Annotated in this window: 23 protein-coding genes; 9 read left to right on the top strand and 14 right to left on the bottom strand. The window is 28.6% G+C overall.

Features of this window, described 5'->3' with window-relative positions; genetic code table 11:
• Positions 1 to 86: 86 nt before the first annotated feature.
• Positions 87 to 2,429 (bottom strand): ATP-dependent helicase, encoded by a 2,343-nt coding sequence (locus E4J94_RS10860; RefSeq protein WP_135835831.1) that lies wholly within the window; start codon positions 2,427 to 2,429, stop codon positions 87 to 89.
• A 195-nt stretch (positions 2,430 to 2,624) separates the two neighbouring features.
• Between E4J94_RS10860 and E4J94_RS10855 the strand changes: the two genes are divergently transcribed.
• Positions 2,625 to 3,077: a Fur family transcriptional regulator gene (locus E4J94_RS10855; protein ID WP_135835830.1), complete on the top strand. Its 453-nt coding sequence runs from the start codon at positions 2,625 to 2,627 to the stop codon at positions 3,075 to 3,077.
• A gap of 60 nt (positions 3,078 to 3,137) precedes the next feature.
• Here the strand turns inward: E4J94_RS10855 and E4J94_RS10850 are convergent, their stop codons facing one another.
• Entirely contained in the window at positions 3,138 to 4,058 is a 921-nt protein-coding gene (locus tag E4J94_RS10850) for a Dyp-type peroxidase (protein WP_135835829.1), read from the bottom strand.
• Positions 4,059 to 4,328: 270 nt separating this feature from the next.
• Here E4J94_RS10850 and E4J94_RS10845 point away from each other — a divergent pair, with 270 nt between their 5' ends.
• Genes E4J94_RS10845 through E4J94_RS10835 form a run of 3 tightly spaced genes read left to right on the top strand, consistent with a single transcriptional unit; the run spans position 4,329 to position 7,746 of the window.
• The gene (locus E4J94_RS10845) at positions 4,329 to 5,966 is read left to right on the top strand and encodes an OstA-like protein (RefSeq protein ID WP_246034306.1); all 1,638 of its coding nucleotides are present in this window, start codon (positions 4,329 to 4,331) and stop codon (positions 5,964 to 5,966) included.
• 39 nt (positions 5,967 to 6,005) lie between these two features.
• Positions 6,006 to 6,557, top strand: coding sequence for a hypothetical protein (locus E4J94_RS10840; protein WP_135835828.1), 552 nt, complete (start codon positions 6,006 to 6,008; stop codon positions 6,555 to 6,557).
• Between the two features lies 1 nt (position 6,558).
• Positions 6,559 to 7,746, top strand: a complete 1,188-nt coding sequence (locus E4J94_RS10835) for an aspartate aminotransferase family protein (protein WP_135835827.1) — start codon at positions 6,559 to 6,561, stop codon at positions 7,744 to 7,746.
• 73 nt (positions 7,747 to 7,819) lie between these two features.
• On the opposite strand, the gene E4J94_RS10830 is transcribed toward E4J94_RS10835, so the two are convergent.
• The 6 genes from E4J94_RS10830 to E4J94_RS10805 form a co-directional block, all read right to left on the bottom strand.
• The gene (locus E4J94_RS10830; RefSeq protein WP_135835826.1) at positions 7,820 to 8,587 is read right to left on the bottom strand and encodes an isocitrate lyase/PEP mutase family protein; all 768 of its coding nucleotides are present in this window, start codon (positions 8,585 to 8,587) and stop codon (positions 7,820 to 7,822) included.
• A gap of 173 nt (positions 8,588 to 8,760) precedes the next feature.
• A complete protein-coding gene (locus E4J94_RS10825; protein WP_135835825.1) occupies positions 8,761 to 9,252 on the bottom strand; it encodes a 3'-5' exonuclease in 492 nt (163 codons plus the stop codon).
• 3 nt (positions 9,253 to 9,255) lie between these two features.
• Positions 9,256 to 10,170: a tRNA (adenosine(37)-N6)-dimethylallyltransferase MiaA gene (miaA, locus tag E4J94_RS10820; protein WP_135835824.1), complete on the bottom strand. Its 915-nt coding sequence runs from the start codon at positions 10,168 to 10,170 to the stop codon at positions 9,256 to 9,258.
• A 96-nt stretch (positions 10,171 to 10,266) separates the two neighbouring features.
• Positions 10,267 to 10,728, bottom strand: a complete 462-nt coding sequence (locus E4J94_RS10815; protein WP_135835823.1) for a MaoC family dehydratase — start codon at positions 10,726 to 10,728, stop codon at positions 10,267 to 10,269.
• A gap of 163 nt (positions 10,729 to 10,891) precedes the next feature.
• Positions 10,892 to 11,245, bottom strand: coding sequence for a YkvA family protein (locus E4J94_RS10810; protein ID WP_135835822.1), 354 nt, complete (start codon positions 11,243 to 11,245; stop codon positions 10,892 to 10,894).
• Positions 11,246 to 11,310: 65 nt separating this feature from the next.
• The gene (locus E4J94_RS10805; RefSeq protein WP_135835821.1) at positions 11,311 to 11,526 is read right to left on the bottom strand and encodes a hypothetical protein; all 216 of its coding nucleotides are present in this window, start codon (positions 11,524 to 11,526) and stop codon (positions 11,311 to 11,313) included.
• Positions 11,527 to 11,623: 97 nt separating this feature from the next.
• Between E4J94_RS10805 and E4J94_RS10800 the strand changes: the two genes are divergently transcribed.
• Both E4J94_RS10800 and E4J94_RS10795 read left to right on the top strand, forming a co-directional pair.
• The gene (locus E4J94_RS10800; protein WP_135835820.1) at positions 11,624 to 11,953 is read left to right on the top strand and encodes a translation initiation factor; all 330 of its coding nucleotides are present in this window, start codon (positions 11,624 to 11,626) and stop codon (positions 11,951 to 11,953) included.
• A 66-nt stretch (positions 11,954 to 12,019) separates the two neighbouring features.
• Complete coding sequence (locus E4J94_RS10795; RefSeq protein ID WP_135835819.1) at positions 12,020 to 12,892, top strand: nucleoside phosphorylase; 873 nt, start codon at positions 12,020 to 12,022, stop codon at positions 12,890 to 12,892.
• Between the two features lie 58 nt (positions 12,893 to 12,950).
• On the opposite strand, the gene E4J94_RS10790 is transcribed toward E4J94_RS10795, so the two are convergent.
• From E4J94_RS10790 to E4J94_RS10765, 6 genes are all read right to left on the bottom strand, one after another.
• Positions 12,951 to 13,310: a hypothetical protein gene (locus E4J94_RS10790; protein WP_135835818.1), complete on the bottom strand. Its 360-nt coding sequence runs from the start codon at positions 13,308 to 13,310 to the stop codon at positions 12,951 to 12,953.
• Between the two features lie 21 nt (positions 13,311 to 13,331).
• On the bottom strand, positions 13,332 to 15,014 hold the full coding sequence (locus tag E4J94_RS10785; RefSeq protein ID WP_135835817.1) for an RluA family pseudouridine synthase: 1,683 nt from the start codon (positions 15,012 to 15,014) through the stop codon (positions 13,332 to 13,334).
• Between the two features lie 113 nt (positions 15,015 to 15,127).
• A complete protein-coding gene (locus E4J94_RS10780) occupies positions 15,128 to 15,955 on the bottom strand; it encodes a hypothetical protein (RefSeq protein WP_246034305.1) in 828 nt (275 codons plus the stop codon).
• Between the two features lie 109 nt (positions 15,956 to 16,064).
• A complete protein-coding gene (locus tag E4J94_RS10775) occupies positions 16,065 to 16,823 on the bottom strand; it encodes a hypothetical protein (protein WP_135835816.1) in 759 nt (252 codons plus the stop codon).
• Between the two features lie 8 nt (positions 16,824 to 16,831).
• The gene (locus tag E4J94_RS10770; protein ID WP_135835815.1) at positions 16,832 to 17,719 is read right to left on the bottom strand and encodes a glycosyltransferase; all 888 of its coding nucleotides are present in this window, start codon (positions 17,717 to 17,719) and stop codon (positions 16,832 to 16,834) included.
• Positions 17,679 to 18,212, bottom strand: coding sequence for a class I SAM-dependent methyltransferase (locus E4J94_RS10765; protein WP_135835814.1), 534 nt, complete (start codon positions 18,210 to 18,212; stop codon positions 17,679 to 17,681). The genes E4J94_RS10770 and E4J94_RS10765 overlap by 41 nt, the downstream gene beginning before the upstream one ends.
• Before the next feature lie 91 nt (positions 18,213 to 18,303).
• Here E4J94_RS10765 and E4J94_RS10760 point away from each other — a divergent pair, with 91 nt between their 5' ends.
• From E4J94_RS10760 to E4J94_RS10750, 3 genes are all read left to right on the top strand, one after another.
• Complete coding sequence (locus E4J94_RS10760; RefSeq protein WP_135835813.1) at positions 18,304 to 18,696, top strand: hypothetical protein; 393 nt, start codon at positions 18,304 to 18,306, stop codon at positions 18,694 to 18,696.
• Between the two features lie 48 nt (positions 18,697 to 18,744).
• Positions 18,745 to 19,224: a nuclear transport factor 2 family protein gene (locus E4J94_RS10755; protein WP_135835812.1), complete on the top strand. Its 480-nt coding sequence runs from the start codon at positions 18,745 to 18,747 to the stop codon at positions 19,222 to 19,224.
• A 329-nt stretch (positions 19,225 to 19,553) separates the two neighbouring features.
• Positions 19,554 to 21,173: a histidine kinase gene (locus E4J94_RS10750; RefSeq protein WP_135835811.1), complete on the top strand. Its 1,620-nt coding sequence runs from the start codon at positions 19,554 to 19,556 to the stop codon at positions 21,171 to 21,173.
• Positions 21,174 to 21,223: the final 50 nt, after the last annotated feature.

The following is a 21,223-nucleotide window of genomic DNA, read 5'->3' as shown; positions in this document are numbered from 1 at the left end:
GTTTAGGTTTATATTTTAGTATTTAAATAGTTGAAAATAAAACAGAAGAATGTTACAAATAATTGTAACATTCTTCTGTTTTATTTTTATGATCGAATGATTTTTAGTTTCGCAAAATTTAATAATAATTTCTTTTCACCAGCATTATCAAAATGAATAATTGCTTTCATATCCGACGGTTCTCCTTGTAAATCTTTTACAACTCCGCGCCCAAAACGATCATGAACGACAACTTGACCAACTTGTAAACCTTGTGTATTTGCTGTTGATGAAGTGCTACTTTTTGTTTGATTAATTGGTTTGAAATTTGACCTTGGCTGAGCAGGTTCTATACGAGCTCTTGGATTAGGTCTTGCAACCGATTTTTCCCGTTGTTGATATTGTTGTGGAGTAGGTTCATCTCCAAATAAATCAGCAGATAAACCACTATTGTTTGAAGCTCTAACAGAAATATTCAGATTTTTCCAATCCAAGAAACTGCCATCAATTTCTTCTAAGAAACGAGAAGGTTCGCAATCGATAATTTTTCCCCAGCGAAAACGTGAAACAGAGTAGGTCATATAAGCCACTTTCTCAGCTCGCGTCAAGGCAACATAAAATAAACGACGCTCTTCTTCTAATTCAGCTCGTGTGTTAACGCTCATCATAGAAGGGAAAAGATTTTCTTCTAAACCTGCAATAAATACAACAGGGAATTCTAAACCTTTTGCTAAGTGAACGGTCATCAAATTGACTTTGTTATCGTCATCTTCTTCGTTATCCGCATCAGTTGCCAAAGCAATATTTTCTAAGAAACCACCTAAAGAAGCATCTCCTTCGTCTAATTGTTGTTGTTCTTCTACATAACCTTGAATCGAGTTTAACAATTCTTGAACGTTTTCTAAACGAGAAACACCTTCTGGTGTAGAATCTTCTTTTAATGCGTTTAACAATTGAGTTGTTTTCGCCATTTCCATCGTTACTTCGTACACGTCATGCGATTTTAACATCACTTGGAAACGCTTAATCATCAATACAAAATCATTCAGTTTGTTTGCTGTTCCTGCATTTATACCAATTGTTGGCGCATACATTGCAATATTTTCAATCAAAGAAAATAAACTAATTTGATGTTGATCTGCCGCAACCAAAAGTTTTGAAATAGTCGTTTGACCAATTCCACGTGCCGGGTAATTGATTGTTCGTAATAAAGCTTCTTCATCATTTTGATTAATCAATAATCGCATATAGCCAACCATATCCTTAATCTCTTTGCGCTGATAGAAAGAGGTTCCACCATAAACTCGGTACTGAATTCCTCTTTTTCTCAAGGCTTCTTCTAACGCACGAGATTGCGCATTTGTGCGATAAAGAATAGCAAAATCTTTTGGTTGAAGATGTTCATTGATCTGTCTTTCCCAAATTTGCGTAGCAATATAGCGCGCTTCATCAGCATCAGAAAGTCCACGATAAATGGCTATTTTTTCACCAGTTTCATTCGCTGTCCAAACATTTTTTTCTAATTGATCTTGATTCTGTTTGATAATCTGATTCGCTGCTTCCACAATCATTTGCGTCGAACGATAATTTTGTTCCAATGGATACAATTTCGCGTCAGGATAATCTGATTTGAATGATAAAATATTTCGAATATTTGCTCCACGGAATGCATAGATAGATTGTGCATCATCACCAACTACACAAAGGTTTTCGTAACGAGAGGCTAATGCTTTTACAATCAAATATTGAGAATGATTGGTATCTTGGTACTCATCTACCATAATGTATTTGAAACGTTCTTGATATTTTGCTAAAACCTCAGGAAAACGCGTCAAAATTTCGTTGGTACGTAACAATAAATCATCAAAATCCATTGCGCCAGATTTGAAACAACGATCTACGTAAGCTCTATAAATATCACCCATTCGAGGTCGCATTGCTTCATTATCTGCTTCAATCAATGCTTGATTGTTATGATAAGCTCTAACTGTAATCAAGTTATTTTTGTATTGAGAAATTCTTCCCAAAACTTGTTTTGCTTTGTAAATATCTTTGTCCAAATGCATTTCGTTAATAATTTTTGTCATTACCGAAACAGCATCTTGTTGATCATAAATTGTAAAATCTGATGGATAACCTAAAAGTGGTGCTTCAACACGGAGAATACGCGCAAAAACAGAATGGAATGTTCCCATCCAAAGCGCTTTTGCATTCGCTTCGCCAACTACATGTCCAATACGTTCTTTCATTTCTCGGGCAGCTTTGTTGGTAAATGTTAAGGATAATATATTGAAAGCATCAACTCCTTTATTTAACAAATGTGCAATTCGATAGGTTAAAACTCTTGTTTTCCCAGAACCAGCACCAGCAATAACCATTACAGGACCTTCAGTTGCTTCTACAGCTAATCGCTGTGGTTCGTTTAGTTTTTCTAAATAATTTTCTTCCATCTTTTGCAAAGTTAACCTTTGTGTCGTAAAGGATAAAATAATTTTAAAAGATTATATTATTTCAAAAAAGGATTATTGTTAAAATAAGGATAATTATAGAATTATATTATAAACAGATAGAAAATTGATACTAATTGAAGAAATTATCGTTACTTTAATATAGAAATAATACCTATATTTACACAAATTTTTTATATGACAAACGAATCAGTAAAATCAAGTAATTATGAAGTAGTAAAACAAGTGTTTACAAATTTCTTGGAAGAACATGGACATCGTAAAACACCTGAGCGTTATGCTATTTTAGAGGAAATTTATTTTACAGATGACCATTTTGATATTGACATGTTGTATATCAAAATGAAAAATAAGAAATATCGCGTTAGTCGTGCTACATTATATAATACAATTGAGTTATTAATGGATGCTAAATTGGTACGTAAACATCAGTTTGGTGACCAGCAAGCTCATTATGAAAAATCATATTTCGATAAAAATCATGATCATATTATTTTGGCTGATACTGGAGAGGTATTAGAGTTTTGTGATCCTCGAATTCAATCGATTAAACAAACAATAGAAGAAGTTTTTGATATCAAAATTGATAATCATTCATTATATTTCTACGGTACACGAAAAAATAAATAAGCTTGATTATATAGAATATAAAAGACCTTTTACAATTTTGTTAAAGGTCTTTTTATATTATTAATCAGAGAGTTGATCTAACAAATCAAAAGAAGGAACAAAAAATAATGTTCCAGTTTTTGCTTTACTAAAATCTAATATTCGATCATAATTTCCAACAGGTTCGCCAATAAACATACGTTCTAACATTTCTTTTACAATACTAAACTTCCTAGCATAAGCAATAAAATATGTTCCCATTTCATTTGTTGATATATTACCAAAAGGCATATTATCACGAACTATTTTTTTATCATCACCAACATTGGCTAAAGCTGAATGAGAATTAGAAGGTTTTTCGTCGTCATCCATTTCTATATCATTTACTTTTGTTCTTCCAATAATCTTTTCTTGTTCTGAGATTGGTAAATTTTTCCAAGCTTGCATATCATGGAGATATTTCTGTACAAATAAATAACTTCCATTCTGATAATTAGAATCTTCTTTACCTATTAAACCAAAAGTTATTCTTTCTTTATCTTGTGGATTTTCAGTTCCATCAACAAAACCTAAAATACTACGCCCATCCCAATATCGAAATCCATGGATTTCTTCTTGACAAGTTGCAACATCCTTCAATAAATCGGTTAAATTAGATACAATGTCAACACAATAACTTTGATTGTTTGAACGAATATGAAAATGAATATCGGCTTTTGTAGAAACTGCTTCATGTTTTTTTCCTTTGATAGAAACAAAAGGTTTTAACTCTCTAGGTAAAGGTTTTGGTAAATCTAATTTTAACCAAGCTTCGTAACTAATTCCTAAAACAACACTAGATTGTGTTTCTGGGAAACGTGTATTAGCACTATGATTAAGATTAATAACTAAAGAACAAAGCTTTTTAAAAACAGTTTTGTAATCTGTATTTTCTTTGAAATTCCAAATCATAAAAATAGTATTGGTATTTGGAGAGTCTAATACATTTTGATATTTAGGCATTATTGTATATTTTAAATAGATTTAGTATGAAGTTAAGGATTTTAAAACTGAATTAGATAAATAATAGAGATTTTTTTAAATAGAATTAATTTTAAAAATAAAGATAATTATTATGAAAATTTTAAGTAATCAAGCATGTTTTAACGTAATAAATAATTTTTAGGACTAAAAAAATAACACTAATTTTGGCTAGCACTTTTTATAAGTGTAATATAAGTAAAACTAAAAAATAAATACTTGTTAATTAATAATATAAATAATAAAACAAAGTTGAAAGTAGCTTTATTACTATCATGTTTTATAAGTTTAAGTGTTTTTGCTCAACAAAAACCTAAAAAAGAAAAAGTTGTGTTAAAACACGCTGATTTAGTTGAACGTAATCCAAAGCTTTTTGAAGGAAATGAATTTCTTTCTGGAAATGTTTTGATTGAGTATAAAGGTGATGTAATTACTGCTGATAGTGCAGTTTTGTATCGTGATAAAAATTTGGCTGTTGTTTGGTCAAATGCTCGTTTGGTAAGCAAGGATAAAACAATTACGGCGCATAAAATGGAATATGATGCTAATACAACCATAGCCAAAGCTTTTAAAGATGTTGTTTTAACGGATCCTAGTTCTCGTATTACCGCAGATTATATGGATTATAATCGTACAACTGAAATTGCAACAGGAATAGGAAAAGTAGAAGTTAAAACTCCAACTCAACAAATTAGTTCAGAAAAAATGATTTATGAACGATTGACAGGAAATATCATTGTGAATGATACATATAAAACAATTGGTTCAGATGGAACTTTAGTTGAAGGACGAAATGTAGTATATAATGTAAAATCTAAATCAGCCAATTTTGGCTCAGAAGTTTTTATTACGAATAAAGATTATACAATTTATTCGAGAAAAATGACAACAAATGATATTACAGGAATTACTACTTTCCGTGATTATTCTAAAATAACGCGTAGAAACGATCCGTCACAATATATCATTACTTCTGATGGAGACTTTAATAAAAAAACTGGAGAAGCTTGGTTAAGAAATAATTCAAAAGTATACTATCAAAACAAAACCTTAACAGCTAAAAATCTTTATTTTAATGATAAGACTGGTTTTGGAAAAGGAGAAGGAGATGTTTATCTTGATGACCCACTTGAAAAAAGATTTTTGAAAGGAGATTACGGTGAAGCATTTAAATATTTAGACTCTGCTTTTGTTACTAAGAACGCTTATGCTGTAAAAGCATTTGATAAAGATTCTCTTTATATTAGTGCTGATACCTTGTTGGCGGTTAAACGTCATGATGTAGATTCTACATCTCTTGTGAAAGCGTTTCATAAAGCACGTTTTTACAAATCGAATGCGAATGGAAAAGCAGATTCTTTGGTGTATAATCAAACAAAAGGATTAATGCAATTTTATAAAGATCCAATTCTTTGGTCTGGAGATAATCAAGTTACTGGGAATTTTATCGAAGCATATACAAATGCTAAAACAGAAAAAATTGATTCAATGAAAGTTTTCAATAATGCATTTGTAATCGCAAAAGTAGATTCGCTTACTGAAAATGAATTTCATCAGATCAAAGGAAAATATTTGACAGTTCTTTTTCAAGATGATAAAATAGACTTTATTAATGTGGAAGAAAACGCTGTAGCATTAACTTATATGGATGATACAGATCAGAAAACAAAAGAAAAAGAACGTTATGGGATTAATATCTCATATTGTGGGATTATAGAAGTTGATGTTGTAGGAAAAGATGTTGAATTGGTTGCATGTCGAATAAAATCAGATGGAAAAATGTATCCTTTATCTAAATTTCCTGAAGAAATGCGTTATTTACCAGATTTCAAATGGCGAATTTCTGAACGATTAAATACTTGGCGAGATATTTTTATCGAATCGAAATAATCTTTTCATAAATTAATCGTTTAATCTCTAAAACTATAAATGAAAACTACATCTATTATATTATCTATTTTATTATTGTCAAGTTGTTATACATACCAAACATTTGATCCCGAGGAATATGTTGCAGAAATGACTAAAAATACTAATCATTCAGCTAATTCTAATGAAAGAAGCCGTTCTAAAGCTAATATTTCTGATTTGAGAAGAGCGCGTCAAAATCCAAATCAAAATGCAGCTAGTTCCTCAGTTGAAATTAGCAAAGAAGAAGTTGAAGCATTAAAAACTAAACAACAAGCTAATATTGAAGATAAAGTAGCGATAGATCCTTCTACAATTAAATTGACAGATGTTATTAAAACGGATCAGTTTTATAAAGTAGATTCGCAAGGAAAAGAATATACAATAGAGGCAAAGCAATGGAAAGCAGATACATTATATGCTGTAGTGAAAGGAACTGAAAAAGAGTTGAAGTTTCATAAAAACGATATTTCATCGTTCAAAATAAGAAAATTTTCAAAAGGTAAATCAGATGCTCTTACTGTTGTTGCTTATGCAATGGGTGGAGTTGCTGCATTTTTATTATTAAAATAAAATGGAAACATTAAAAGAAGGATTTTTCAAATACCAAGCTCAAACAACAAATTTTGCTTCTGGTTTTGAAGTTGATTACGCAAAAGGCTCTTATATCTATGGAAAAGATGGAAGAGCCTATCTTGATTTTGTAGCTGGCGTTTCGGTCAATACACTTGGACATAGCCATCCGCGAATTAATCAAGCAATTATAGATCAAGTAAACAAATATATGCATGTCGCTGTTTATGGTGAATATGCGCAAGAAAAACCAGTTGAATTATGTAAGAAATTGGTTGATTTAACACCAGAAGGACTAGATCAAGTTTATTTGGTAAATTCAGGTACTGAAGCGATTGAAGCATCGCTGAAACTGGCTAAACGTTATACAGGTCGTCGTCAACTGATTTCTTTTCGAAATGCATATCACGGAAATACACATGGTTCTTTGAGTGTCTCTGGAGATGAACGAAAAAAAGCAGCTTTCAGACCTTTGTTACCAGAAGTTTATTTTATCGATTTCAATAATGAAGAAGATCTACAAAAAATCACCAAAGAAACAGCAGGTGTTATTGTTGAGAGTATTCGTGGGGCTTCTGGTTTTAGGTTGCCAGAGAATGATTTCTTTATCAAGTTAAAAAAACGTTGTGAAGAAGTTGGTGCATTATTAATTATGGATGAAATTCAGCCAGGTTTTGGGCGCACAGGAAAACTTTTTGGTTTTGAACATTTTGGTGTTGTACCAGATATTGTAGCGATGGGAAAAGGAATGGCAAGTGGTCTACCTGTTGGTGCGTTTATGACTTCTAATAAAATTATGACTTCTTTGAAACAGAATCCTCAATTAGGACACATTACAACTTTTGGAGGAAATCCTGTGATTGCTGCCGCTGCTTTAGAGTTGCTAAATGTGTTAGATGACGAAAAATTGATGGAAGATATTGATCGTAAAGAACAACTGTTTAGAGAAAATTTAAATCATTCGAAAGTTAAGAAAATTCATGGAAAAGGATTGATGTTAGCACCAGAGTTGTCATCACCAGAATACACATTAAGAGTTCAACAAGAATGTATGAATAGAGGTTTAATTCTTTTCTTTTTGATGTATAGTATAGAGAATTTAAGAATTACTCCACCAATTAATATTTCTGACGAAGATATCATCAAAGGTTGTAATATTTTAAAATCTGTTTTAGACGATTTAGATTAATATTTACTTAATACAAAATAGAATCAATTAGTTGATTCTATTTTGTATTATCTATTTTATAAGAGTAGGGGAGCTATAGTAAACTTGAAAAATCTTTTGAATCTATTAATCTTTCAAAGAAAACATTAGTAAATTCAGTTACTTTGTGATGAACTTTATTTCCACTTGAAATTCTATGAACACCTAGTTCACTTATTATTTTATATGAATTTAGTTTTGGTGTAATAAAAATATTTAATGGTAAATCAACTTCATTAATAACTTTTAGAATTTCAATTTTATCTTCAATCAATGGTACAAAAATTCCATCTGCACCAGCTTCTTTGTATAATTTTCCACGTTTTATTGTTTCTTCCAATGTATGCTCTATTTTTGTTGTATAAGTATCAATGCGTGCATTTATAAAAACATTTTTATTTTTAGATTTTAAATAATCCTTGATGGATTTTATCTTTTTTTCAAGCACAACTTCATTTGATAATTCTCTTTTTTCATCATCAGTATTACCATCTTCTAAATTGATTCCAACAACACCAATATCAACTAATTTTTCAATATAATCGTTTAATGTGTCCAGATCATCAGTAAAACCGCTTTCTATATCAGCAGAAATATGGATAGAAGTTGATTTAGAAATTCTTTCTATAATATATAACATTTCGTAAAAAGAAATGTTTTGCCCATCTTCATAACCTAACATATTTGCTATTGCATGACTAGAAGTACCGATAGCTAAAAAACCAGCTTTTTCTGCAGCTCTAGCACTTATCGAATCCCATACGTTTGCAATAACAAGGGGATAATTTTGGTTATGTAATTCTTTAAAAGTTTGTACTGACATAATTATTATTTTGGTTTGAAATTATAACAACAATAATTATTCAAAATTCCATTTACAAGCATTTGTAAACATTTGTAAATGTTTGTAAATGGATATAGTGCTAATTATAAAACAATTATAATTTATTATAAAGTTATTTTTAATCGTTTAATTAGATGAATTTTTAGTAAATATTATTTTAATAAGTATAATTGAGCACAAACTCTTGCATCAGATAAAGCTTCGTGATGGTTAAGTGAAAGGTTAAATCGACGCGCGCAATCTGATAATTTTGTAGGAACAATTCCTTTCTGTTTGAAAATTCTGTACGTACATTCCCATTTTTCTGAAAGGTTCAAATTAGAATAATTCAAGTTGTAAAACTCCATTGTATTTTTCAAAACAGAGCGGTCAAAGGATTCGTTATGCGCAACAACAAGTTGATTTTGTAAACGATGCTTGATTTCAAAATAAACATCTTCAAAAGTAGGAGCATCTATTGTATCTTCTGGACGAATTCCATGAACCAATATATTATGATAATTATATTGATTTAAAGGTGGTTGAATTAGTGTATAATATTCATCCGTTATCACATTATCCGTCACAGTTACAATCCCAATAGCACAAGCAGAATTACGATAATTGTTTGCTGTTTCAAAATCTATGGCGACAAAATTTTCCATAATTTAAATTTTGGTTGTTATAAAATTGATAATGTTTTCTTGTTCAAAAGGAGAAAACCAATTGACATTTTCATCTTTTTTAAACCAAGTCATTTGACGTTTTGCAAAGCGTCTTGTATTCTTTTTGATTTCTTCTATTGCCAAATCTAATGCAATCTTTTCTTCAAAAAAATCAAACAATTCTCGATAACCAACAGTTTGTAAAGCATTTAAATCTTTTAATGGAAACAAACTTTTTGCTTCATTAATTAAACCTTCGTTGATCATAATATCAACTCGACGATTGATGCGATTATACATTTCTTCGCGAGGAAGTTCTAAACCGATTTTAATTATGTTAAATGGACGTTTGTTCAAATCTTGATTTCTAAAATGTGAGAATGGTAAGCCAGAAGATCTAAAAATTTCTAAAGCACGTGTTACACGCTGTTTATTGAAAATATCAACTTCTTCGTAATATTTAGGATCAACTTCCTTTAACTCTTCTTGCAACTTCTCAATTCCAAACTCAGCAAGTTCATTATTCAGTTCTTCTCTAATTTTAGGATCAACATCTGGAAATTCATCAAAACCAATTGTAATTGCTTTTTCATATAAACCAGAACCACCAACCATGACGCAAATATTATTTGTTTTGAAATAATTATCTAAAAAGGCTAAACCATCGCGCTCAAAATCTCCAACCGAATATTTTTCGTAAATAGAAATATTTTGAATAAAATGATGTTTCACTTGAGATAATTCATCTTCAGAAGGAACAGCTGTTCCAATTCTCATCTCTTTGAAAAATTGCCGACTATCACAAGAAATAATTTCAGATTGAAAATGTTTTGCAATTTCTATTGCCAAATTTGTCTTACCAATTGCTGTTGGACCAACAATAGAAATTAAAGTTTTATTATTTTGAATTTTTTGCATGTTAAATGAAATCGAGTGCAAGATACTTCGATATTTTATGAAAAGAAAAAGCTTCTATCAGAAAATAGAAGCTTTGTAAATTATATTAATTCAAGATTAATCGTTGAAATGATATAGGAAAACTACATCTGCTGTATAGGCAGGTTTTGGGTTATCTTTAACTTCTAAAGTTGCTTCGATAACAACTTTTGCAATTCCTCTTAAATTCGTAATAGACTTCAATTTAGCTGTTAACCTTACTTCGCTATCAACTAAAACAGCTTGTCCAAATCTTAAACTTTCGATTCCATAATTGATTAACATTTTGATATTACGAACTTCTGCAATTTGATCCCATAAATGAGGAATTAAAGAAAGTGTTAAGTAACCATGTGCAATTGTTTTTTTGAAAGGTCCTTCATTAGCCGCTTTTTCTGGATCTGTATGAATCCATTGATGATCTAAAGTAGCATCAGCAAAACGATTGATTTGTTCTTGATTTATAACATGCCAATCTGATTTACCAATTTCTTTACCTTCGAAAGCTTTGTATTCATCGAAATTATTAATAATTACCATTTTTCGGGTGTTTTAGTTTTTAGTATTGTATTGCTCAAATCTAATGAATAAATGGCATATAATAAATTTTATTTATGAGAATCAAAGAGCTTTTTCAATAATGTGAAATAAAAAAATCCGACTGAAAATTCAATCGGATTTATGATAGATATTTAATCTATTGTTATTCAATAATTTTTGCATCTTCAACATTTGCATAGGCTGTTTGCGTATCTTTCCATGCAAGATATTTTATAACTTCTTTATTGAAATATTTCATTCCAAAAAGTAAAATACCAAAATCATCAATTAAACCGAAAGGTCCAAAAAGAGCTTCAGGAATAATATCAATTGGGGAAACAATGTATAAAGTTGCTACAAATCCAATAAATAAATTCATATTGTCAGGTTTATAACTTCCATTTTTGTAATCACCTAACATTTTGAAAAAAGCCTTTACTTTTTCAAAAAAAGATTTATCTTTTTGAGCTGCCATTGCTGCTGCTCCAGCTACTTTAAAGAATTTTGATTTTTTCATTTCACAAAATATGTTTTAAAAACGTATTATGTATTACAAAGTACATGCCAATATTTAGTTGTCAGTTATTGTTGTAATTCTTTCTCTATAGAAAAAATCCATTCAAACTTTTGATTTTCAAATTTTTCTTCTGCTATCAAATACAAAGCCCTTTCTGTTTCTTCATATTTTACTTTATCCATTGTTTTTTCGTTAAATGGAGGTAATTGTTCAATTTCTACTTTAAATTTTTTTATATGTCCTTTATAGTTTATTTCTTTAGAAATTTCTTTTTTATTCATAATTTGTTTTGATAAAACTTTGTGTAAAGTTACAAATATTTAGCGCTAAGAAAGAGATAATCTTATCTTTGTTACTAGAAATAATTTATAAAAATTAATGAAAGATTTACAAGACCAACTAAAAAATTTGTTCCCAGATCATGTTTCTGAACCAGAAGAATTTCAAGAAGTTGATAATGAATTATGGATGCAAGAAGAACCTTTAATCTGTAAATATGAAAAACGTAAAGGAAAAGCAACTACTATTATAGAAGGTTATACTGGTGCTGATGACGATTTTAAACAATTAGCTAAAGAAATTAAAGTGTTTTTAGGTGTAGGAGGAAGCTTTAAAGATGATTCAATTATTATTCAAGGAGATTATCGTGATAAGATTATGTCTTTTTTGAAAGATAAAGGTTTCAAAGTGAAAAGAGTAGGTGGTTAATAATTTCGTTACAATTATTACAAGGAAAAATTGTATATTGTTCCCTTATTTTTAATTTATAAAATCATGAGTAAAGCAGCATCAGAATTAGTTTTAAATGCAGACGGGAGCATTTACCATTGTAATATAAAACCTGAACATTTAGCTGATACGATTATAACAGTAGGAGATCCAAATCGTGTCGAAAAAGTTTCGAGACATTTTGATTCTATCGAACATAAAGCTTCTAAACGAGAAATTGTAACACATACAGGAACGTTAAATGGAAAACGTTTAACAGTTATTTCTACCGGAATGGGAACAGATAATATTGATATTGTCTTTTCTGAATTAGATGCTTTAGCAAATATAGATTTAGAAACAGGAGAAATTAACAAAGATTTTCGAAAATTATCATTCGTGCGTTTAGGAACTTCAGGAGCTTTGCAAGCAGATATTCCTGTAGATAGTTTTGTAATAGGTTCTCATGGACTAGGATTAGATGGTCTTCTACATTACTATGTAGGAAGCGAATCAGTGATGAACAAAGAGATAGAAGATGCTTTTATCAATCATGTGGATTGGTCGTCAAACAAGTCTCGTCCATATTTAGTAAAAGGATCTGATAGTTTATTAGATAAATTAGCTTCTGAAAAGACAATTCAAGGAATAACTGCTACAGCTTGTGGTTTTTATGGTCCACAAGGTCGTAATTTGAGATTACAACCAAATCCAGCTGATATTAATGAGCGTTTAACTTCTTTCAATTATAATGGCTTAAGAATTTCTAATTTCGAGATGGAAACTTCTGCAATTTATGGATTGGCAGCAATGATGGGACACGAAGCATTATCTGTAAATGCCATTGTTGCAAATAGAATTTTAGGAGAATTTAGTTCAGATTCATATAAAGCAGTAGATGCTATGATAGAATATTCTTTAGAAAAGTTGACGAAATAAAATTATTACATTATTCGTATAAAAAAATCTCGAGAAACTTTCGAGATTTTTTTATATATTATAGTTTGTTAGTTTTCAGTATATTATCGAAAAATTCTTGAGAATCATTATCGAATGTAGGCTTTTGTAGTAATAATTGTGAAATTTTAACAATTTTATCAAAATCCTCTTGTTTAAAATATTCACCAAAATGATCATTACAAAAATCACCAATATTCCCTAAAACTATATTTACCTCATCTTCGTTCAACTCACCTTTATTCTTCCAACGTTCACGAAATAAGCTTGCAGCTAAATATGAAGAAATATCAATTAAATCATTTATAGATATATTAGAGCCATTTTGCAATTTCGCCATTATTAACGTATCCATATCACGATAAATTATATCTCGTATTGTCAAATCTTTATTTTCCATTATATATATTCTTTTGTAAAATTATAGATTAAAATTAGGATCTACTTCGAATTTCATGATTTCTTTGGTTTTAGGATGTGTAAATTCTAAAGACTCTGCATGCAAATGTAAACGATTGGCTTTTGAACCATATAAATCATCTCCAATAATTGAAGCATTAAGTCCTAAAACATGTGAAGCGTGAACTCGCAATTGATGTGTTCTACCAGTTATTGGATAAAAATAAATAAGTGTTTTATTATCTTTTCGTTTTATTACTTCGTATTTTGTTTGAGCTATTTTTCCATATTCATAGCAAACCATCTGTCTTGGTCTATCATCTAAATCTACTCGCAATGGTAAATTAATAAAACCTTCATTATCTGTTATATTACCATCCAATAAGGCAATATATCTTTTTTCTACTTTTCTTTTAATAAATTGTTGTTGTAGAATCTTATGACTTTCTTTATTTAGAGCTAAAACTAAAATTCCAGAAGTAGACATATCTAGTCTATGAACAATGATAGGTCCAGTTGCAAGCGGAAATAGTTGTTTTATTCTAAGATAAACAGAATCTTTAATTTCAATTCCAGGTACAGAAAGAAATTCTTCAGGTTTATTAATCACGATCAAATCATCATCTTGGTATAAAATATCTAATTCTTCAACCTGAGAATTTTGTGTTAAAAGTAAATTTTCATTTAATTCAATTCCTTGTAACATATGTCCTAATATAGGCTCACATTTTCCTGTACAAGCTGGATAATAATGACCATGTTTTCTGATTTCTGATTTGGGTGAATCTCCCCACCAAAATTCAGCCATACAAATCGGCTCTAATTCATTTTGGAAAGCATACTGAAGTAGTTTTGGAGCTGCACATTCTCCTGCAGCAGCAGGCGGTTGCTGAAAAGAAGTATTCGAAAAAATATCCAATAAACCTTTCTTTTGATTAAATTTATTCAAAAATTGATATTGATCAAATAATTGATTTTGGAGTGAATTCGATTTTGTTTTTCGTTCTTCTTTCAATGAATTTATTTCGATTTCAAATAAATCTATTTTATCTAAAAATTGTTTTTTTTCAATTTCAATTTCTTCATTTAATTTTCTAAACTCATATTTATCACGTAAACTTTGTTTAATTAAATCTTCTTCAAAAAACTGTAATTCATTATTAGATAAAGTGAGAGAAATATTTTCTCGTTGCGATTTTCTATCTTTTTTATTTAGTTTTAAAAGTTGTTTTTTTTCTTCTATTCTTAATTTAGAATTTAATTCAAATTCAATAAAATCTTCTTTAAGTAGAAGATAAGTTTGATTACTTTCTAATGATTTTAATATACGATTGATTTCGTTCAAACGTTGTTCTTGCTCTAGAAAAAAACCATTTTTATTTAGCATATCAAAAACTGGAGGAACAAAAATTTTATGTTGATTTGTATTTGCTAACTTTCCTGAAACAGCAGTTAAATAACCAATTTCTCCAATCTTATTTTGAACTACCAATACTCCAAACATTTTACCAATTGGAGTAGAGGTATGTTTTTTTTGTAAACCGAAATCATGAACAAAATCAGTTTGATTATTTAGGTATTCTTGTACTTCTGCACAAGCTAATTTAGCAATAGGATTTGGTTCGTAATAAAATGGATAATCAAACTTTTTTGGAAGTTTGTAAGTTGAAATTGATTGTTTAAAATATTGAAAATAATTAGACATTTTACAGATAAAAAATAACTACAAAGTTACATTATAACCAATTAATTTAGAAATCTAATTTTGTGTAAAAATAATATTTAAATCAAAAAGAGCTTATAATAAGCTCTTTTTTGTTAATTATCTATTGTATCCTTTTGTTGAATCTTTGTGTTATTTGGAACTATACCATATAAATAATCGAGATATATTTTACTATAAGAATTAAAAAGTTGTAATAATTTAAAATAATTTACATCATTTAACTCTATTGTAGATCCTGTATTTGTTAGAGCATTTTCTATAAAATCGCGAATTTTAAATTTAGGAATTTGTAAATCTTTTGTGAAATAATCCTCTCCAAAATAATTTTTAATTTTCGTAATTTTATCAAATTTATCTTCGTAATCTATTAAAGCCTTTCGTTGTTTAGCTTTTCCAGAAAACACGTCGTATAAACGACCAATATCCAATCGCGTTAAGGTAATATCTCCGCTCAATAAACCAGCTTTTAAAGAAGATGTATCTTTTATAGGTTTTAAATCTGGGTTAACACCAAGACTTTTATATAACTTTGTAACAACATCTACTTTTTTACCATTTTTTACATCTTTTTCTAAAATACCTGTCAATTTAGGTCCAATAAAAGCTGTATTTAGCTGAATAGTTTGTACAGCAAGATGAACAACGATAGACTGTTTATTAAATAAATTAGGCCTTAAAATAATCAATCTATTTTCATACCAATCAGACTGAATTTTTAAAGTGTCATTTACTTTTGCTTGAATTAGAAAAGTTCCTGTGAAATTTGAAATTGTTGTATGATTTGTTCTCAAATTTGTTATATAAATACCTTCAGCTGTATCATCAGAATCATCGATAATAATATTTCCTTGAACCCATTTTTCTTGTGCAAAGATGAATGTTGAAAACAACAAAATTAGAATTGTAACTATTGATTTCAATTGTTTATTATTAATACTTTTAATTATTTGCACGAATATAAGTTATAAAAAATTGTTAGATGTTTTGTTAACGTTTATTGTGTCAATTTTACAGTTCCGTTAAGATTTATTAATTATTTTGACTTAACTCTTTTAGGTAATCTTTAGCATAAGATTCTAGATCGATCATAATGGTTCCAAATTGTCTACTCAAAACTTTATCTTGAAGTGGATAACGAGCATTTACATAATATAAAAATTCTTCAATTTTATATTCAGGAATTTCTAACTGTCTTGTATAAAACTCGATAGGGTAATAATGTTTTACTTCTTGAATTAATGAAAATTTTGTTTCATAGTTTCTAACTCTACGCTGATCACGGTAAAATCCATTCATATGTCCTATTAATCTCACAGGATTCAAAACGTCTAATGGTTTAAACTTTGCAATATCTCTTTTTGGTTCTAAATCTCTTAAACGTTGATCGAGTCCTATTTTATCATATAAATCAGTTTTATCATCGCGATGATATTTTGGTTGTAAAGGTCCCTTTCCAATTGTTGCAGTACCTAATTCTATGGTTTCAATATCTAAGTGAGCTTGCAGAAAGCCTTTGTCAAAAATATTTTGATTAACAACAATCTTTCTTGAAATTAAGAAGTCAGCTTCAAATAATATTGTATCTCCAACATTTGCTTGAATTGAATAATATCCAGAAGAACTTGTATAAGTTTTACTTTCAGATTTCAGATTCTCTATGCGCACATCAGAAACTGCTGTATAATAACCGTTACCTTCATCAACTACGACAGATCCCGTAATCAGTTTATTTTGGGCAAAACTGATCAAAGGAATAGTAGCAAAAATATATGTTAACCAATAACGCATTTTCAAATTTAGCCTTTTATTTTTTGTTTCATTTTAGACCATCGATAATTTCTAATGAATTTTTCTTGATCTCTATTTACCATTTTTTTCGTTCCATTAGATTTTGCTTCAAAAAAACCTTTTAAATAATACAAAATATAAGATGGTTTCTTTTTTCGTAAAGCTAATTTTGTGCCAGCAATCAATGTAATCCAAAATCCATATCCTAAAGCATAATAAGCACTTCCTTGTTTATAAAGTGCCGATTTATTATAACTTGCTCCTGTGGGTTTCAAATGTTTTACGTGTAAAGACTCGTCTGTAAAGATCTTCCAACCATAATATTTACACAAAAGTTCGTCAACAGTATCCCATCCCATGTGTGGACGAAGTCCGTCAATTTTTTCATAACATTTTTTTCGATAAGCTTTAAAAGCACCGCGAATATGATCTTTATCGGTTAGATTTTCTAAAATCCATTTTCCATCTTTTTTAATATAAGCAAAACCACCTACCATTGCAATTTTATCATCTTGATTAAAATGATGTAATATAGTTTCGAAATAATTAGATGGAAGATCTAAATCTGCGTCTAATTTAACAATAATATCGTAATTAGGATTAATGAATTCATAACCTTTTAGAAAAGCCTGAATCACTTTACTTCCTGGTTGATGCTCATCTTTAGAAACAATATTTCTTAATTTAATAAAAGGATATTTAGCAGTGAATTGTTCTACTATATTTTGTGTTTTATCCGTTGAATGGTCATTCACTACAATAACTTCATATGGTAAAACTGTTTGATTCACAATAGAATCTAAAGTTATTGAAATAAAATCTTCTTCGTTATGTGCTGGGATAACAATTGAATATTTAGTAAGTAAAGTCTTCTTTTCGTTCTGCGTAGATAGCATAATATCTTGGTGTAATTCTTCTTAATAAGGGTCTTATGCCCAATTTATTTGATGGATGAGTCCATTTATGACGATAAATAACATTCCATCCAGCTTTTTCCATTAACATATCAAATTGCCAATCTTCAAATTCGTGATAATGTACATCTCTCGGATCATTTTGATTACGATAAGCAGGTGAAAACCACAAGCGCATAGGAATTGACGCTAACAATTTGTTTCCAGGTAAATTACGCAACACTTCCATTGGATTAACTAGATGTTCTAAAATTTCTAAAGCTGTTACAAAATTAGCTTCATAATTTTGTAAATCCTTATAATAGTAGTCTAAATCGTCACCGTTTGTATTATTTACATTATAACCATTTTCTAACATTACATCTGTAAAAGGGTTTTTAACTCCTAGATCAAGAATTTTATCAGAAGGTGTAGCAAACTTTTTTAGTAACGATAAGGTTTCGTTGTATCTTTTTTGCGGATAAACTTTATACATTATTTTCTATTATTTTCGGAGGATAAATTTAAACATCTATTTTTAATATTGTTCCTTTCTATTTTATTTTTTTTTATTGCAAATTTGCCAGATGAAAACGTCTGCATATTATCGATTGCGAAATAAGAATAAAATAGAAGGTTTTGCAAAAGAAGAAAATGGTATAACTTATTTTAAAGGATATAATGAGTTTTCTTGGCATAAAACTCCTTTACAATTTGATACGATAGATATTGGAATTGAAGTTTTAGACAAACGAAATCGACGACTATTTACAAATGATATTGTAGTATATAAAGTATCTACAAAACCATTTTTACGAACTGGTTCTGTTGTTTATGAGTCAAATCGAAAAGAATTTGGAATTATAGATCAACACAGTTTTCATTTTACCCCATTTTTTATTGATAATTTAAATCTATTCGAAAAAGATAAATTAGAAATTATTTCACATTTATTTACTAGAAAAGAAAAAACAAAATAATAGAGTTCGGAAAGATTTTTGATAATTTATATTTAAAATCTATTACGAATGAAGAAAATTATTATTCCAATTATAATTGGTTCAACAATTTTATTGTCAACTCAGATGGTAAGTTGTACAAATAAAACAGAAACAAGCCAAACAAATGTAAATTCAGAAATTGAATCCAATAAAGAGATTGTACTCAAATTTTATCAACAGATGTTTGGAGATAAAGATTTAAGAGCTGTTGATAAGTATATTGCTCCAGAATATATACAACACAACCCGACTGTTGCAGATGGTTCTGCTGCCTTTAAGAAAGCAGCGGAAGTTTGGTTTAAAGATGCTCCAAAAAATAAAATAGATGTTCAGCATATTGCTGCAGAAGGAGATTTAGTCTTCTTGCATATTAAAGATACTAATCCAGATGGTTCACTAAAATCTGTAATTGATATTTTTAGATTAAAAGATGGTAAAATAGTTGAACATTGGGATGTGCAACAAGATGTTCCGAAAGAATCTGCAAATCAACATCCAATGTTTTAATTTATAATTGAATCATTACAATTGTTTTTACAATATATAACCACTTTAAAATCATCTATTATAAGGGATTTAGTAATAACAATTGCTACAATCCAACTTACATATTGAACAGTTGGTTATTTTGGATTTGAAGAGGCTGCAGGAAGTTTTATTCATATTTTGTTGTATTTGGCATGACCACATTTTATTTCGATTAATAACAGGTCATAAAACTTAAAAAATCTCCCTTTTGGGAGATTTTTTAAGTTTATATCATATTGTAAATGAAGAAATTTTGTTATGTTATATAAGCGATGATTTCTTTTTTGATTTAATAACATCACTTACTTTTGCAAAAAAATATTTTGTCAATTCGTTCTCATTTAAATTTATCAAATAAATCAATTTATGTCATTGCTTTAATTGTAAGTATTATTGCAATTATTGCTCTTGTTATCTTAAGTTTTTTAATTAATAATGAAAGTCAAAAAAGTAATAATGATTTTGTTCTAAAAGGATTTTTACGAAAATCTGAAGCAATTGAGTTTGAATTTAAAAATATAGAAGAATATCAAGAAGTTCTTAAGAATGTAGTAAAAAAAAGTGATGAAAAGAATTTTGCAGATCACTTTTTAGTTTTAAACGAATTAAATTCGAACAGAAAATTAGTTCGAAATGATTGGTTTACTACTTATGATCCCAAAAAAGAAAAGTTAACTGATAAAAGTATTCTTGCCAAAACGATTAATCAATCTAATCTTACCGAATTCAATTCAATTTATATTTCTAAAGAACAAAAAATCAACAACTTTTTACTAGATTATAAGGATACATTATATTGGATAAACTATGATTCAATACAATTGTCAGAAAGTAAAAATATGTATTATGGTTCAACTATAAATTTATACGATTTATATCATTTTTTTACAACAATAGATGTTACTTCAACGAATTATGTATATGTTTTTAATAAAGATGGAATTTGTATTACACATCCAAATGAAAAATTTATTGGTGAAAATATTTTCGAATTTACAGATATACAAGTAAATGACACAATAACAAGTACAATTAAATCTAATTTTCCCCAAGATAAATATACATTAAACGAAGCTTCATCTGAATTTATAAAAGATACAGAAATAAAACGTTTTATTAAACCTTTGCATACCAAAAATTTTGATGGATATATTGTCGTTAATCATTTAAGTTATATTATTGATGAAAAAGTAGAACGTACTAAATTTTATATCAGTTTTATTTTCTTAGGAACTGTCTTTTTAATTATTATTATATTCTTGTTATTTAATAAGATAACATCTAAAACTTACAAAGAAAAAGCATCTATAATTGAAGAAAAAAACAGATTGCTAATTGAAAATGAAAAGATTAAAAATGCAAATACTTTAACGCAGTTGCAACAATTAAAAAATCAAATTAATCCACATTTTTTATTTAATTCGTTGAATTCACTTTATATGTTAATTGGTTTGAACAAGGAGAATGCACAGAAATTCACAATGAATCTTTCTAAAATTTATCGTTACCTTATAGTTCCTCCAAAGGAGAATGTTGTTTTGGTAAAAAATGAATTAAACTTTATTGAACAATATATGGATTTGCATAAAAGTAGATTTTCAGAAGAATTGATTTTTGATTTACAGATAGAAGATTCAAAAAGTTTAGAAAAAAATATTCCATATTTAGCTTTACAAATTGTTGTGGAAAATGCAATTAAACATAATATTGCTACAATTGATCAACCTTTGATAATAAATATTGATGTAAAATCAGATTTTATTATCGTCAAAAATACATTCCAGAAAAAAAATAAAGCAATTGAAAATGAAAAATTTGGTTTAAAATATTTACTAAAAATCTATAAATTTTATCAAATCTATAATTTCTCAACAAAAGTTGAAAAGGAAGAATTTGTTTGCGTTTTACCTTACATTGACTCAAAATAACCGTTCACTCCAAAATATTATCCATTCACTCCCAAAAACTATTATTATAA

The organism is Empedobacter tilapiae (genome assembly GCF_004785645.1).
Taxonomy (GTDB): domain Bacteria; phylum Bacteroidota; class Bacteroidia; order Flavobacteriales; family Weeksellaceae; genus Empedobacter; species Empedobacter tilapiae.
Note: the sequence above shows the minus strand (reverse complement) of the source record. Positions and strands in the feature narration are given on the sequence as shown.

Excerpts from the sequence above, each read along its gene's own strand:
- E4J94_RS10860 (WP_135835831.1), bottom strand. The coding sequence starts at position 2,429 with ATGGAAGAAAATTATTTAGAAAAACTAAACGAACCACAGCGATTAGCT.
- E4J94_RS10855 (WP_135835830.1), top strand. The coding sequence starts at position 2,625 with ATGACAAACGAATCAGTAAAATCAAGTAATTATGAAGTAGTAAAACAA.
- E4J94_RS10850 (WP_135835829.1), bottom strand. The coding sequence starts at position 4,058 with ATGCCTAAATATCAAAATGTATTAGACTCTCCAAATACCAATACTATT.
- E4J94_RS10840 (WP_135835828.1), top strand. The coding sequence starts at position 6,006 with ATGAAAACTACATCTATTATATTATCTATTTTATTATTGTCAAGTTGT.
- E4J94_RS10835 (WP_135835827.1), top strand. The coding sequence starts at position 6,559 with ATGGAAACATTAAAAGAAGGATTTTTCAAATACCAAGCTCAAACAACA.
- E4J94_RS10830 (WP_135835826.1), bottom strand. The coding sequence starts at position 8,587 with ATGTCAGTACAAACTTTTAAAGAATTACATAACCAAAATTATCCCCTT.
- E4J94_RS10825 (WP_135835825.1), bottom strand. The coding sequence starts at position 9,252 with ATGGAAAATTTTGTCGCCATAGATTTTGAAACAGCAAACAATTATCGT.
- miaA (WP_135835824.1), bottom strand. The coding sequence starts at position 10,170 with ATGCAAAAAATTCAAAATAATAAAACTTTAATTTCTATTGTTGGTCCA.
- E4J94_RS10815 (WP_135835823.1), bottom strand. The coding sequence starts at position 10,728 with ATGGTAATTATTAATAATTTCGATGAATACAAAGCTTTCGAAGGTAAA.
- E4J94_RS10810 (WP_135835822.1), bottom strand. The coding sequence starts at position 11,245 with ATGAAAAAATCAAAATTCTTTAAAGTAGCTGGAGCAGCAGCAATGGCA.
- E4J94_RS10805 (WP_135835821.1), bottom strand. The coding sequence starts at position 11,526 with ATGAATAAAAAAGAAATTTCTAAAGAAATAAACTATAAAGGACATATA.
- E4J94_RS10800 (WP_135835820.1), top strand. The coding sequence starts at position 11,624 with ATGAAAGATTTACAAGACCAACTAAAAAATTTGTTCCCAGATCATGTT.
- E4J94_RS10795 (WP_135835819.1), top strand. The coding sequence starts at position 12,020 with ATGAGTAAAGCAGCATCAGAATTAGTTTTAAATGCAGACGGGAGCATT.
- E4J94_RS10790 (WP_135835818.1), bottom strand. The coding sequence starts at position 13,310 with ATGGAAAATAAAGATTTGACAATACGAGATATAATTTATCGTGATATG.
- E4J94_RS10785 (WP_135835817.1), bottom strand. The coding sequence starts at position 15,014 with ATGTCTAATTATTTTCAATATTTTAAACAATCAATTTCAACTTACAAA.
- E4J94_RS10775 (WP_135835816.1), bottom strand. The coding sequence starts at position 16,823 with ATGCGTTATTGGTTAACATATATTTTTGCTACTATTCCTTTGATCAGT.
- E4J94_RS10770 (WP_135835815.1), bottom strand. The coding sequence starts at position 17,719 with ATGCTATCTACGCAGAACGAAAAGAAGACTTTACTTACTAAATATTCA.
- E4J94_RS10765 (WP_135835814.1), bottom strand. The coding sequence starts at position 18,212 with ATGTATAAAGTTTATCCGCAAAAAAGATACAACGAAACCTTATCGTTA.
- E4J94_RS10760 (WP_135835813.1), top strand. The coding sequence starts at position 18,304 with ATGAAAACGTCTGCATATTATCGATTGCGAAATAAGAATAAAATAGAA.
- E4J94_RS10755 (WP_135835812.1), top strand. The coding sequence starts at position 18,745 with ATGAAGAAAATTATTATTCCAATTATAATTGGTTCAACAATTTTATTG.